Source organism: Lysobacter sp. yr284 (assembly GCF_900107375.1).
In the GTDB taxonomy this organism is placed as follows: Bacteria; Pseudomonadota; Gammaproteobacteria; order Xanthomonadales; family Xanthomonadaceae; genus Lysobacter.
The window spans coordinates 62,000-76,982 of the sequence record NZ_FNPT01000019.1; the positions used below are offsets into that span (position 1 = coordinate 62,000).

The window sequence follows — 14,983 nt, forward strand, 5'->3', positions numbered from 1 at the left end:
ATTCGCGGGTGGCGATGGTGTGCTGGCGGAGATCGGACGATGAGCGATGAGAGGCGCGCGGTGCCGCCGCACGGGGCCGCGACAGGTTTGCGCAGCGCGGGTTTCGCCGTCGTCGCCGTCGCCTGCCTCAGCGCCGCGGGTTGCGCCGGGGTGCGGCAACGCGCGGCGGGGCAGGGCGATGCCGCCGATGCGCAGGCCGAGCGCGCGGTCGATGGCTTGCTCGCCGATTACCGCGGCCGCGTGCCCGGCGCCAGCGTGCTGGTGCTGCGCGACGGCCGGCCGCTGTTGCGCCGCGGCTACGGCCTGGCGGTGCTCGAAGACGGCGTGGCGGCGGCGCCGCGGACCAACTACCGGCTGGCTTCGGTGAGCAAGCAGTTCACCGCCGCCGCGGTGCTGCTGCTGGCGCAGGACGGCAAGCTCGGTCTCGACGATCCGATCAAACGCTGGCTGCCGAGCCTGCCCCAGGCCTGCGACACGATCACGATCCGGCAGATCCTCAGCCACCAGTCGGGACTGATCGACTACGAAGACGTAATGCCGGCGAGCTTCGACGCCGACGCCCGGCAAATGCGCGACGCCGACGTGCTGGCGGTGCTGGAAGGCCAGGACCGCACCTACTTCGCGCCGGGCAGCGGCTACCGCTACAGCAACAGCGGTTACGCGCTGCTGGCGCTGACGGTGGAGAAGGCTTCGGGCCGTTCCTTCGCCGCATTCCTGCGCGAGCGCATCTTCGCGCCGCTGGGGATGCGCGACACCGTCGCCTACGAGCGCGGGGTGTCGCAGGTGGCGCACCGCGCCTACGGCTACAGCTACGAGAACGGCCAGTGGCGGCGCACCGACCAGAGCCCGACCAGCGCGGTGCTCGGCGACGGCGGGATCTATTCGTCGATCGACGACCTGGCCCGCTGGGACGCGGCGCTGTACGACGACCGCCTGCTCAGCGACGCCTCGCGCCGGGCCGCGTTCGCGGCGCACACGCAGACCGACGCGGCCGAGGTCGGCTACGGTTACGGCTGGCGCATCACCGGCGAAACCCTGTGGCATTCGGGCGAGAGCGTGGGCTTTCGCAACGTCATCGTGCGCTGGCCGCAGCGGCGCCTGACCGTGGTGATGCTGAGCAACCGCAACGATCCCGAGCCGTACCGCACTGCGCTGAAGATCGCGCAGTTGTATTTGCCGGGCAGTCCGGTAAGGGCGCCGTAGTCGCGTTGTCGCGATCGCGGCTTGCGCCGCTCAGGGGGCGACCGCAGCCGCATATCCGCCTGCAGGAGCGGCGCAAGCCGCGACCGCGCTCGCGCCGGTTCGCGGCGCCGCCCCGCAAAACCGATTCGTCCCACCCGCAGAACGCTCCGGTCCGTCGCGGCCGGCCGGATATTGCTTGCTATTAAATAGCGCGCTATGTAAATTGCGGCCCATGAAGAAGCCCGCCGCCACCGCCGCTCGCAGCGCCAAGTCGCAGCCGCCCCGGCCGACCCTGCTGCTAGACGACCAACTGTGCTTCGCCCTGTACTCCACCGGGCTGGCGCTGAACAAGGTCTACCGCAAGCTGCTCGGAAAGCTGGAGCTGACCTATCCGCAGTACCTGGCGATGATGGTGCTGTGGGAGCGCGACGGGGTCACCGTGTCGGAGATCGGCGAGCGCCTGTTCCTGGACTCGGCCACGCTGACCCCGCTACTCAAGCGCCTGGAAGCGGCGGGCTGGTTGACCCGCACCCGCGCCGCCAGCGACGAGCGCCAGGTGGTGATCGAGCTGACCAAGGCCGGCCGCGCGCTCAAGGCCAAGGCCCGCAGCGTGCCCGACGGCATGGGCTGCGCGCTGGAGGATTGCAGCATCGACGAGCTGACCGCGCTCAAGGCCCAGCTGGAATCCCTGCGCGCCAGCCTGATCGCCCATTCCTGACGCCGGCGCGCCGAGTCGTCGGCGCGCAACGAAAAAGTAGTGCGCTATGCAGTAGCGAGCAATAGAAAATCCGTTTCCTGTTTTCCGTTTCCCGAACATCCAACGCTGTCGCCCCCACTCAAAGGAACCCCGCCATGTCCCTCGAAAAAGTCCTCTACACCGCCCACGCCCACGTCACCGGCGGCCGCGACGGCCGCGCCGTGTCCTCGGACAACGTGCTCGACGTCAAGCTGACCACCCCGCGCGATCTCGGCGGCGCCGGCGGCGACGGCACCAATCCGGAGCAACTGTTCGCGGCCGGCTATTCGGCCTGCTTCATGGGCGCGATGAAGTTCGTCGCCGGCCGCGACAAGATCGCGTTCCCGGCCGATGCCTCGATCGACGGCAGCGTCGGCATCGGCCCGCTGCCGACCGGCTTCGGCATCCAGGCCGAGCTGAAGATCTCGCTGCCGGGCCTGGCCCGCGAGCAGGCGCAGGAACTGATCGAGAAGGCCCATGTCGTGTGCCCGTACTCGAACGCGACCCGCGGCAACATCGATGTGACCCTGACCCTGGTCTGAGCCGGCGCCGCCGCGCAGCGGTCGCGCGGCGACCGCACCCGATGTACGAAACCCCGGACGCGCGAGCGTCCGGGGTTTTTTCGTTCGCGGCCGCCGCGCGGGCGCGCAAGCGCTGCCGGCGACAGTTTCAAAACGCGCAACCCGCTGCAAATTCCTTTCGCCAAGCCATGACATCCGGTGAGCCTGGGTGAGCCCCGTACAGACGCATGAATGCGCTCAGCAAGACGTGAGTGAGGGTGAGTTTTACGGAATTTTTCTGCTCCTACACTGCGGCCGTCCGTTCACGCCCTCCACGTGTTTGCGTTGTTTCCCCCAACCGGAGCCGAACGCTCCGCAACGATGTCGATAGCTGTTCCGTTGCTGTCGGATGCACCGGGAAACCTGCAGCCCGGTCCATCGCCGCTACGAGCGCGACGCTGCACATCGCGAAGGTCCTCGCCTTCGACCGTCCGCCGCCCGTTCCGACATCCGCCAGCGCGGCCCGGACCGCAGATCGCGATCGGCGTCCGGAACCCGCAGTTCGGAATAAACGGAGGATCGGTCATGTCCGCTCGCGCGCAACGTCGTCTTCGCTTCCATCCGCTCAGCCTCGGCCTGGCCCGGGCGATCCCGCTGTTGCTGGCCCTGCAGTGCTACAGCGGCAGCGCGTCCGCGGCCTGCACGCCGGCGATACCGACCGACGGCGCCACCGTCAGCTGCACCGGCGTGCCGATCCTGCTGCCGCCGAATCCGAACTCGTTCCTGAGCAACGCCAACAACCTCAACGTGACCGTGCAGTCCGGCGCGATCATGAGCACGTTGCCGGGCGGCACCGCGATGAACTTCGGCGGCAATGGCCTGAACCTGACCAATCTCGGCGCGATCGACGCCAACGCCTTCGGTTCGCTGGTGCTGGCGCGCGGGCTGATGGTCGGCAACACCGTCGTGCCCGGCGGCGGCAACGTCGTCATCGACAACCAGGGCCTGATCGAAGGCACCTTCGACGGCACCTTCGGCCTGACCGGCTCGGCGATGGTGGTGGCCAACACCGGCTCCACCACCATCACCAATTCCGGCACCATCGGCATGAGCGCGCTGGGCCTGTTCGACCCGATCAACTCGATCGCGGTCGGCATCTACGGCGGCGGCAACGTCAACTTCACCAACACCGGCACCATCACCGGGCGGGTCGCGTTCTCCAGCCCGACCGCCGGCGGCAACACCTTCGTCAACGTCGGCACCATCAACGGCAGCGTCTCGCTCGGCACCACGCTGAGCAACGACACCTTCGTCGCGGTGACCGGCTCGAGCATCAACGGCGGCCTGGTGCCGCTGCCCGGCGTGACGATCCCGACGCCGTCGATTCCGCCGAGCTTCCTGACCTACGCCGCCGGCGGCACGGTCGATGCCGGCATCGGCGGCAACGACACCCTGGTGCTGCAGAACACCGCCAGCGGTCCGGGTTCGGGCAGCGGCGGCGCCGGCACGATCTCGGCGTTGCAGTACCTCAACTTCGAGAACCTGACCCTCAACAGCGGCACCTGGACCTTGCAGGGCGCGGTCGTCAGCGGCAGCGCCGCACTCAACGGCGGCACCGCGATCTTCGACAACGCGCTGTCGTTCGGCACCGGCACGCTGACCGGCAACGGCGGCGCGATCCAGGCCTCGGTCGGCGGATTGACCCTGGGCCAGAACGTCAACCTCACCGGCGGGTTGATCGTGCAGGGCGGCAACAACCTGACCCTTGGCGGCACCATCAGCGGCGCCGGCGGCATGATCAAGAACGGCGCCGGCACCCTGACCCTGGCCGGCAACAACAACTTCAACGGCGGTTTCGCCCTCAACGGCGGCGGGCTGACCCTGGGCAGCGCGAACTCGCTCGGCACCGGCCTGTTCCTGGTCGGCGGGCCGGCCCAGCTCAATACCGCGTTCACCGGCACGCTCGCCAACCAGGTGCAGCTCAACGGCGCGCTGACCCTCAACGGCGCCGGCACCCTGACCCTGGGCGGCAACATCAACGGCGCCGGCTCGCTGAACCTCGCCAGCGGCAACCTCGCCCTGACCGGGACCAACAACTACACCGGCGGCACGATCCTGCAGGCCGGCTCGCTGCACCTGGGCAACAGCGGCGCGATCGGCGCCGGGACGCTCACCGTCAACGGCGCCGCCGGCCTCACCGGCGCGGCCGGCGTTGCGCTCGGCAACGCCGTCGTGCTCAACAACACTTTGAACTTCGGCGCCGGCGGCGGCGCGCTGACCCTCAACGGCACTATCAGCGGCGCCGGCGGGATCAGCATGGCCGGCGTGCCGGGGCTGACGCTCAACGGCGCCAACAATTTCTCCGGCGGCTTCAATCTCGGCGGCGGCGCGCTCACCGTCGGCAACAACCTCGCCCTGGGCAGCGGCGCGGTCACCGTCAGCGGCGCCGGTTCGCTGGCCGCCAACGCCGGCGTCGCCCTGGCCAACAACTTCAACCTCAACGCCGGGCTGTCCATCGGCGGCGCCAGCAACCTCGCGCTCAACGGCACCGTCAACGGGCTCGGCGGGTTGACCAAGAACGGCGCCGGCAACCTCACCCTCGGCGGCGCCAACAATTTCTCCGGCGGGTTCAACCTGCTCGGCGGCGGCCTGACCGTCGGCACCAACACCTCGCTCGGCCTGGGCGCGTTGACCGTCAACGGCGCGGCCACGCTCAACGCCAACGCCGGCGTGAGCCTGGGCAACGCGGTGGTGCTCAACGCCGGGCTCGGCATCGGCGGCGGCAACAACATCGCCCTGGGCGGGATCGTCAGCGGCGGCGCGGGGCTGAGCTACAACGGCACCGGCACGCTCGCGCTCAACGGCGCCAACGCCTTCGCCGGCGGCGTGAACCTGGGCAGCGGCACGCTCAGCGTGGGCAACAATCTCGCGCTCGGCCTCGGCGGGCTCAGCGTCGCCGGCAACGCCAATCTCAACGCCGGCGTGCCGGGCATCAACCTGGGCAACGGCGTCGTGCTCGGCGCCGGCGCCACGCTCGGCCTCGGCGGGGCCAATGCGCTCGGTCTGGGCGGCGCGATCTCCGGCGGCGGCGGTTTGTCGATCAACGGCGCCGGCACCTTCACCCTGGGCGGCGCCAACAGCTTCGGCGGCGGGGTCAACCTGGCCGCCGGCAACCTGCTGCTGGGCACCGACACGTCGCTCGGCGGCGGCGCGCTCAACGTCGGCGGCAACGCTTCGCTGGCCAGCACCGGCGCGGCCTTGAACCTGGGCAATGCGATCAACCTCGGCACGGGCGTGGGGCTCACCCTCGGCGGCGCGGCCGACCTCAGTCTCGGCGGCGGCATCAACGGCGGCGGTTCGCTGGTCAAGACCGGCGCCGGCACCCTGGCCTTGAACGGCGTCAACGGATTCAGCGGCGGGCTGAGCCTGCAGGCCGGCACGCTGTCGCTGGGCAACGCCTCGGCGCTGGGCAGCGGCGCGCTGTCGGTGGACGGCGCGGCCACGCTCAACGCCGGCGCGGCGTTGAGCTTGAACAATGCGATCAACCTCAATGCCGGGCTGACCCTCGGCGGCGGCGCCGACCTGGGCTTGAACGGCAGCATCGGCGGCAGCGGCGGGCTCAGCTTCAACGGCCCGGCGACGTTGACGCTCGGCGGCAACAACAGTTTCGGCGGCGGCCTCGCGTTCGGCGGCGGCGCGCTCGCGGTCGGCAGCAACACCGCGCTGGGCACCGGCGCGCTCAACGTCGGCGGCAACGCCGCGCTCAGCGCCAACCTGCCGGGCATCGCGCTGGGCAATGCGGTCAACCTCGGCGCCGGCGCCACGCTCGGCATCGGCGGCGGCAACAACCTGAGCCTGGGCGGCGCGATCGGCGGCGCCGGCGGGCTGGCGATGAACGGCAGCGGCAGCCTGAACCTCGGCGGCGCCAACAGCTTCGGCGGCGGCGTCGCGCTCAACGCCGGTTCGCTCGGCGTCGGCACCAGCACCTCGCTCGGCACCGGCGCGCTCAACGTCGGCGCCAACGCCGGCCTGTTCGCCAGCGGCGCGGGCGTCAACCTCGGCAATGCGATCAACCTCGGCGCCGGCGCCACGCTCGGCATCGGCGGCAGCAACAGCCTGGCGCTGGGCGGCGTCATCGGCGGCGGCGGCGGGCTCGGCTTCAACGGCGCCGGCACGCTCGCGCTCAACGGCGCCAACACCTTCGGCGGCGGCGTCGCGCTCGGCGGCGGCACGCTCAGCGTCGGCAACAACCTGGCGCTGGGCAGCGGCACGCTCAGCGTCGGCGGCAGCGCCGGGCTCACCGCGGGTGCGCCCGGGATCGCGCTGGGCAACAACATCGACCTCGGCGCCGGCGTGGTGCTCGGGCTGACCGGCGCCAACGCGCTGAACCTCGGCGGCGACATCGGCGGCGGCGGCGGTTTGTCGATCAACGGCGCCGGCGACTTCACCCTGACCGGCAACAACAGCTTCGGCGGCGGCGTCGCGCTCGGCGCCGGCAACCTGCTGCTCGGCGGCAGCGCTTCGCTCGGCACCGGCACGCTTGCGGTCACCGGCAACGCCAGCCTCGCCAGCACCGGCGCGGCGCTGAACCTGGGCAATGCGGTCGACCTCGGCGCGGGCGCGGCGCTGAGCCTCGGCGGCGCGGCCGACCTGACCCTCGGCGGCGCCATCGGCGGCGGCGGTTCGCTGGTCAAGACCGGCGCCGGCGCCCTGACCCTCAACGGCAACAACAGCTTCGGCGGCGGCCTGAACCTGCAGGCCGGCACCCTCAACGTCGGCAGCGACACCGCGCTGGGCACCGGCACGCTCGGCGTCAACGGCGCGGCCACGCTCAACGCCGGCGTGGCGGCGAACCTGGGCAACGCCATCGACCTCAACGCCGCGCTCGCCATCGGCGGCGGCGCCAACCTCGGCTTGAACGGCGCCATCGGCGGCAGCGGCGGGCTCAGCTTCAACGGCCCGTCGACGCTGACCCTGGGCGGCGCCAACAGCTTCGGCGGCGGCGTCGCGCTCGGCGGCGGCACCCTCGGCGTCGGCACCAGCACCGCGCTGGGCACCGGTGCGCTCAACGTCGGCGGCAGCGCCAACCTCAGCGCCAGCGCGGCCGGGGTGAACCTGGGCAATGCGGTGACCCTGGGCGCCGGCGTCACCCTCGGCGTCACCGGCGGCAACGACCTCGCCCTCGGCGGCAGCATCGGCGGCAGCGGCGGGCTGGCGATGAACGGCACCGGCGCGTTGAACCTCGCCGGCGCCAACAGCTTCGGCGGCGGCGTCGCGCTCAACGCCGGTTCGCTCGGCGTCGGCAGCAACACCGCGCTGGGCACCGGCGCGCTCAACGTCGGCGGCAACGCCGGCCTCAGCGCGACCGCGCCGGGCATCGCGCTCGGCAACGCCGTCACCCTAGGCGCCGGCGCGCAGCTCGGCATCGGCGGCAGCAACGACCTCAGCCTCGGCGGCGTCATCGGCGGCGCCGGCAGCCTCGGCTTCAACGGCACCGGCACGCTCGCGCTGGGCGCGGCCAACACCTTCGGCGGCGGGGTCAATCTCAACGCCGGCACGTTGAGCCTCGGCAACAACGCCGCGCTCGGCACCGGCGCGCTCAACATCGGCGGCAACGCCGCGCTGACCTCGGCGGTGCCGGGGCTGGCGCTCGGCAATGCGGTCAATCTCGCCGCCGGCAGCGCGCTCAACTTGAACGGCAACAACAGCCTGGACTTCAACGGCACCGTGTCCGGCAGCGGCACGCTGGTGAAGAACGGCAGCGGCGCGCTCGGCCTCAACGGTCAGGTGGTCGGCTTCAGCGGCGGCCTGTCGATCCAGGGCGGCACGCTCAACGTCGCCAACCCGATCACCGCCGGGCTGGCCTCGGCCGCCGGCACCACCGCGAACTTCAGCGGCGGCGCCGACACCCTCACCGTGACCGGCGCGGTCGCCGGCGCGGTCAACCTCGGCGCGGGCAGCGATTCGCTGACCTCCAGCCTGGCCAACCTTGCCGGCCTCACCGGCGCGATCAACGCCGGCGCGGGCAGCGACACGTTCGCGGTCAACGGCAGCGGCGACGGCACCCTGCCGGCGGCCGGGTTGATCGGTTTCGAAAACCTCTCGCTGGCCCCGGGCGGCACCCTGGTGCTCGCCAGCGGCGCCACCGGCGCGTTCGACACCAGCAGCATCGGCGGCAATCTGGTGCTGGATGGCAACCTCGGCGGCAACGCGGCGGTCGCCGCTGGCGGCGCCTTGATCGGCGACGGCGCGCTGGCCGGCGCGCTGACGCTCGGCGGCACGCTCGCGCCGTCCGGCCTCGCCGGCGCCAGCGGCGCGGCCGCGGGCACCGGCGCGGTCGGCGCGTCGCTCAACGTCGCCAGCCTGACGGTCGACCCGGGCGCGACCCTGCAAGTGCGGCAGAACGGCGGCGGCGCCAGCGACAGCGTGGTGGTGGCCGGCAACGCCGCGATCAACGGCGGCCAGGTGGTGGCGATCCCGCAGGCGGGCAGCTACGCGCCGGTCACCGACTACCGCATCCTCGACGCGTCCTCGCTCAGCGGCGCCTTCACCGGCGTCAGCCAGACCGCGCTGCCGTTCCTGGATGCGGCCCTGTTCGTGCAGGGCAACGACGTGTTCCTGCGCCTGAGCGAGCACGACGCCGGCGGCACCGGCATCCGCTTCAACCAGTTCCCCGGTTTGAGCGGCAACCAGCAGGCCGTCGCCAACGCCTTGCAGGCCATCGCCGACCGCAACAGCGGCCAGTTGCCGACCCTGATCGCCGCCGCGCGCGGCCTCAGCGCGGCGCAGGCGCCGCGCGCGTTCGACACCCTCAGCGGCGAAACCTACGCCTCCATCGCCAGCGCCCAGCGCTACAACGCCGAACAACTGCAGCGCAGCGTGGCGCGGCAGATGGACCTGGCGCGCGACAACGGCGTCGACGAGGAAAGCACCCTGGGCACGCTGTGGGCCACCGCCTACGGCGGCCGCGCCGAGTTCGACGGCGAGCGCCTGGCCGGCATCGACAACACCGTCGGCGGCCTGGCGATCGGCCTGGAAGGCTCGCCCGGCGCTCATTTCCGCTTCGGCGGCCACATCGGCATGGCCCATTCGAAGATGGAAACCGACCGCCGCGACGACAAGGTCGACGGCGACCTGTTCAACGTCGGCATCCACTGGCTGTATGCGCCCGGCGCGTTCTGGACCCAGGGTGCGGCCGGTTACAGCTACGGCAGCTTCGATGCCGAGCGCGAGATCGCGGTGGGCGTCTACAACCGCCGCACCCAGGCGCACTTCAGCAACGACGGCGCGTACGCGATGCTCGAAGCCGGCTGGCGCTGGGACGGCGCCAGCGTGCGCATCGAGCCGTTGCTGGGCGTGTACTACAACAAGGTCGAGTCGGTGAGCTTCCGCGAGCGCGGCGCCGGCGACGCCGACTTGCTGGTATCGGTGGCCAGTTACGACACCACCACCGCCGGCATCGGCGTGCGCTTCTCCGGCGCGCCCGGCAACGGCGCGCGCAAGTGGAGCCCGACCGCGGACATCCGCTACCTGCACGACCTGCAGGACGACCGCCCGTACGCGCGCAACGCCTTCGCCGGCGCCAGCGTGCCGGGCTTCGCCACCACCGGTTTCGCCGCCGAGCGCAACCGCTGGAACGTCGGCCTGGGCCTGCAGTACCGGATGGGCCCGGCGAGCAGCGGCTTCCTGGAGTACCGCGGCGACCTGGGCAGCGACGATCGCGCGCATTCGCTCAACCTGGGCTTGCGCCTGGGCTGGGGCGCAACGCCGGCGATGGCGGCGGCGCGCGCGGCGCCGATGGCGACGCCGACCGCGGCCGGCTGGGCGGCGGCGGATGCGTCCGCTGCGGGCGTTGCGGGTTCGGGTGCGAGTTCGAGTTCGAGTTCGGGTGCGTCGAGGAAGGCGGCGGGTGCGGCTGCAGCGGGTGCGGCCGCTGCAGCCGATCCGGCCGCGGCCTCGGCGCCGGGCGCCTCCGCGCGGACGGGTTCGGGTTCGGCGCGCGGCGCGGCCGCGGTGGCCGGCGCGGCGCTGGCAGCCGGTTCGGCGTCGGCGGCGTCCGCGTCGGATGCGGCAGGCTCCAACGCAGCGCCCTCGGCATCGACCGATCCCTCGCGCGCCGGCGCCCTGGCCGCGGCCGGCGGCGCGGCTGCGGCCGCGGGCGCGGATGCGAAGGTCGGTAGTGGCAGCGCCGGTTTCGGCCAGTGCAAGCTGCGTCCGGCGGCGAAGGCCGCGCCGGCGCGCACGCTCGCCAAGGCCAAGCACGGCGGCGCGCGTCCGATCTCCAAGAGCAAGCGTGTCGCCTCGCGCGGCACCGGCAGCAAGGCCAAGCCGCGCCGTCCGGCGACGCGGCTGGCCGCCGCGACACCGCGATCCGTCCCTCCGTCGGGCGCGGTGACCCAGCCGACGACCTGGTGCGACGAGGCTTCGGCCCGTACGCCGTAATTACGGGCCGGAAGCATCAGCGCCGCCGGCCGGGTGGCGCTACCGGCTCCGGTACGCTGGACCGGGGCCGGTAGTCGCTTTGATCGCCACGCGCGGGCGAAGCATCGGCAGGGGACGACATCGCCGCGCAAGCGGCGATGTCGTTTTGTGGCGGAGCTCATCGCCCCTGCGCAAGCCAGTGCTGTTGTGGGAGGGCCTTCAGGCCCGATGTCCTACGCTCCGATCGCCGCGATCCGAAACCAGAGCCCCAGGCCCGAAGCCCGTCCCACACCCACGCGGCTCACTGCACGAACGCGGCCCAGCGCGGCACCCGCGCGAGCAACAGGCGATCCAGCGCATACACCAGCAGCAGCGACGCGCCCAACAGCGGAAACGCGATCCCGCAGCCGACCGCGATCAGCGCCACCGTGCGCAGCCGCGCCGGCGCGGGCGCCGGCGGCGCGCCCAGGCGGCCGCGCGGCCGCCGTCGCCACCACATCCACGCGCCGCTCAGGCTCAGCACGACGATGCCGATGCACGGCAACAGCATCACCAGCTGGTTCGCGCGGCCGAAATAGCGGCCCATGTGCAGTTGCACGCCCAGCTCCACCGCCTGCGCGCCCAGGCCGTAGTCGGCGAAGCCGGTGTCGCCGACCACGGCGCCGCTGTAGCGGTCCACGTGCACGGTGCGCTGGCCCTGCGGCCGGTCGGGATACACCACCGCGGTGTAGACGCCGTCGGCGCCCCGCGGCAGCGACAGCCGGTAGTCGTTGCGCAGCCCGTTCGCGGCGAGGGTGCGGGCGACGGCGTCGATGCCGATGTCGCGCGTGCCGTGGCCGTGGCGATGCGCGTGCGAGGCCGGCAGCGGCGCGTCGCGCAGCGTCCACGGCGCATCGGCGACCGCCGCGCCCACGCGCGGCGCGGGCGCGGCGTGGTGGCGATGCTCGGCCGGATAGCCCAGCCTCAACGGCTGCAAGCCGGCGCGCAGCAGCTCGCCCCACACCCCGGCCCAGGGCAGGCCGGTCAGGACCAGGAACACGATCAGCGCCGCGGTCCAGGCGCCGACGCTGGCATGCAGGCTGCGCCAGAACGCGCGGCCGCGCGCGCGCCAGTGCGGCCACAGCGCGCCGCGCCAGCCGCGCCCGCGCGGCCACCACAGGTAGGCGCCGGTGGCGACCAGCAGCAAGGCCCAGCACGCGGCCAGTTCCACCAGCGCATCGCCGACGCGGCCGAGCATCAGCGAGCCGTGCATGGTGTCGGCGAAACCCACCAGGGTATGGGTGTAGACGAAGGCGCCGTGCACGCGCGCGCTGCCGGGATCGACGAACACGCGCAGCGGCTCGCCCTGCGCCGGGGTCACGAACACCTGCGCGGTGCGGCGCGGATCGCCGGGCAGGTCGATTCGGGTGACGGCGCCCGGATGCGCCCCGCGCGCCGCGTCGAGCAGGCGCGACAGCGGCAGGTCGGCGCGGCGCTGCGGCGCGAAGCGCAGCGGCGCGTGCGCCGCGTCTTCGATCTCGTCGTGGAACAGATACACCGCGCCGGTCAGCGCCAGCACCAGCAGCAGCGGCATGACCAGCAGCCCGGCATAGAAATGCCAGCGCCAGACGCTGCGATAGAACCCGCGCTGGCGCGAGGCCTCGTTCACCGGAATGCGCGGGTGTAGGTCAGTTCGACGCTGCGCGGCGCGCCCAGGTAGACCTGGCGCGCGCTGTAGCCGGACCAGTCGGCGTAGAACGCATCGGCGAGGTTGCGCACGCGCAGGGTGTAGCGGCCGCCGGCCCCGTTCCAGTCCACCGCCGCGTCGGCGACAGTGTGGGCGCGCACGCGCAGCTGGTTGGCGTTGTCGGTATAGAAGTCGCCGACGTGGCGCAGGCCGAGGTGGAAACTCAGCGGCAGGCCGTCGAGGCGGTACCAGGCATCGACGCTGGCGGTGCGCTCGGGCACGTTGGACGGGCGGTTGCCGCTGCGGTCGGCGCCGCCGGCTTCGCGCAGGCGGTCGAAGCGCGAGGACAGCAGCGCGGCGCTGGCGTCGATGCGCAGGCGCGCGCTGGCCTGCGCGCTCAGCGACAGTTCCACGCCGCGCGCGGATTGGCGCCCGTCCTGCACGCTGATCTGCGGCTGCAGCGGGTCGCGGGTGAGGATGTCGTCCTGGCGCAGCGCGTAGGCGGTCGCGGTCAGGCGCAGGCGCTGCGCGAACAGCTCGCTGCGCAGGCCGATTTCCAGCGATTCGCCGTGGCTGAGGTCGAAAGCGTTGTTGCGCTGGTTGATGGTCAGCAACGAACTCACCGGCAGCACCGCGCTGCTGTACTGGGCGTAGAGCTGGGTCTGCGGGCGCAGCTCGAACACGCTGCCCAGGCGCCAGGAGGTCGGCGAGAACTCGCGGCCGAAGCCGCTGCGCAGGCCGCTGTCGAGGTCGAGGTTGCGCCGGCGCAGTTCGATCCGCTCGTGGCGCAGGCCGGCGACCAGCAGCCAGCGCTCGGTGAGGTTGAGCGCGTCCTCGGCGAACAGTGCGGCGACCTTGGCGCGGGTGTCGAAATCGTTGCGGCCGTCGCCGTAGTCCAGCGGGTTGTCGGGCGGCAGGGTGCCGCGCTCTTGCGCCAGCAGGTCGACCGAGCCGGCGCGGCCGAACCGGCGCAGGTTGAAGAAGTCGGTGTCGCTGTACTCGAACCCGGCCGCGAACAGATGCCGGCGCCCGCCCAGGCGGCCTTCGTGGCGCAGGCTCAGGCGCTGGTTCCACACCCGCTGGTCGTGGTGGATGCGCGAGGCGCTGCGGTCCAGGCGGCCGCTGGCGGGGTTGTAGGCGAAGTCTTCGCTGTTGTCCCAGCGCCGGCGCGCGTCGTAGACGCTGGTCTCGTTGCTGAGGTTCCAATCGTCGCTCAAGCGATAGTCCAGGCGTGTGCGCAGCCACCACGAGCGCGAGTCCATGCGGCCGTCGCGGACGTTGTAGTTGCGCTCGCGCGCGGCCTTGTCCACGACCAGTCCGAGCGCATTGTCGACCAGCGCGCTGGGATCGGCCGCGGCGTCGCGCGGCACCAGCGGCGCGCCGAAATAGGCGGTGTCGAAATCGTCGCGGTCGTAGTCCAGCGCCGCGCGCAGGCTCAGCCGCGCGTCGGGCTGCCACAGCAGCGAGCCGCTGAAGGCCTGCGCCTGCGAGGCGGTGTCGTCGACATGGCCGTCGCTGCGGTTGGCGCTGAGCACGCCGCGCACCGCCACGGTTTCGCTCAGCGGCGCGTTGTAGTCCAGGCCGAGCCGGGCGCTGCCGTGGCTGCCGTAGCCGAGCAGCACGTCGCCGCCGCGGGCGTCGAGCTGCGCGTTCTTCGGCACGAAGTTGATCGCCCCGGCCAGCACGCCCTCGCCGTACAGCACCGAGGCCGGGCCCTTGAGCACTTCGACCCGCTCGAACTGGAAGCTGTCCCAGTTGCGCGAGGAGAAACCCGAACTGGTCAGGCGCACGCCGTCGAACAGGTACGACACCGCGCCGGACGCGAAGCCGCGCATCGAGGCGACGCCGGGCTGGCCGGGCAGGTTGCCGGCCATCACTCCGGGCATGGCGCGCAGGATCTCGACGCTGTCGCGCAGGCCGTGGGCCTGGATCGCGTCGGCGTCGAGCAGGTCGAGCGTGGCCGGAATCTCGGCCGGGTCCAGGCCGAGCCGGCTGGCGCTGGCGACCGAGGCGGCGCGCGCGTCGCGGCGTTCGGCCTGGACCCGCACGGCGTCGAGGTCGACGGCGTGGTCGGATCGCGCCTCGGCGTCGGCCGGCTGCGCGTGGACAGGCTCGGCGTGCGCGTCCGGAGCCGGCAACGCGGCGGCGGCAAGTACGAGCGCCGCGGCGCGCAGGAGTGAGAAAGCGGACAGGCGAAGGCTCGGCATGACGAAGCGCTGGACGGCTCGGGCGCGGCGTCGGCGGCGCGCGGAGGAGGGGGAGGGCGGCGCGCGCCGCCGGCGCATCGCAGCGCCGGAAACCGCGCGCCACGGCCGCCGCAGATGCTAGGCGAGCGGCCGCGGCGGCGGCTGCGGCAAGTTGCCGCACGGCGCCCGGCGCAACCGGCGCGGCGCGAATCGGATTAGCATGCACGATCGCTGTAATCGTCCGTACTCTCCATCGCGGGCCGCGCCGTCGTGGCGCCGCCGCCGTTTCGGA

Annotated in this window: 6 protein-coding genes; 4 read left to right on the forward strand and 2 right to left on the reverse strand. The window is 72.5% G+C overall.

All coding sequences use genetic code 11. The features are described from left to right. The first annotated feature begins 39 nt into the window (after positions 1-39). The 4 genes from BLV01_RS20705 (at position 40) to BLV01_RS20720 (ending at position 10,860) form a co-directional block, all read left to right on the forward strand. The gene (locus BLV01_RS20705; RefSeq protein WP_091804542.1) at positions 40-1,203 is read left to right on the forward strand and encodes a serine hydrolase domain-containing protein; all 1,164 of its coding nucleotides are present in this window, start codon (positions 40-42) and stop codon (positions 1,201-1,203) included. A 211-nt stretch (positions 1,204-1,414) separates the two neighbouring features. After that, entirely contained in the window at positions 1,415-1,900 is a 486-nt protein-coding gene (locus tag BLV01_RS20710) for a MarR family winged helix-turn-helix transcriptional regulator (protein ID WP_091804546.1), read from the forward strand. Between the two features lie 134 nt (positions 1,901-2,034). Continuing rightward, the gene (locus tag BLV01_RS20715) at positions 2,035-2,460 is read left to right on the forward strand and encodes an organic hydroperoxide resistance protein (RefSeq protein ID WP_091804549.1); all 426 of its coding nucleotides are present in this window, start codon (positions 2,035-2,037) and stop codon (positions 2,458-2,460) included. 543 nt (positions 2,461-3,003) lie between these two features. After that, positions 3,004-10,860 carry an autotransporter outer membrane beta-barrel domain-containing protein gene (locus BLV01_RS20720; protein WP_175486150.1) on the forward strand — a complete coding sequence of 2,619 codons (7,857 nt, stop codon included), beginning with the start codon at positions 3,004-3,006 and terminating at the stop codon, positions 10,858-10,860. A 280-nt stretch (positions 10,861-11,140) separates the two neighbouring features. On the opposite strand, the gene BLV01_RS20725 is transcribed toward BLV01_RS20720, so the two are convergent. Both BLV01_RS20725 and BLV01_RS20730 read right to left on the reverse strand, forming a co-directional pair. Next, positions 11,141-12,487: a PepSY-associated TM helix domain-containing protein gene (locus BLV01_RS20725; RefSeq protein WP_217633556.1), complete on the reverse strand. Its 1,347-nt coding sequence runs from the start codon at positions 12,485-12,487 to the stop codon at positions 11,141-11,143. Continuing rightward, positions 12,484-14,712, reverse strand: coding sequence for a TonB-dependent receptor (locus tag BLV01_RS20730; protein ID WP_175486152.1), 2,229 nt, complete (start codon positions 14,710-14,712; stop codon positions 12,484-12,486). Before BLV01_RS20730 ends, BLV01_RS20725 begins: the two co-directional genes overlap by 4 nt. Positions 14,713-14,983 lie beyond the last annotated feature (271 nt).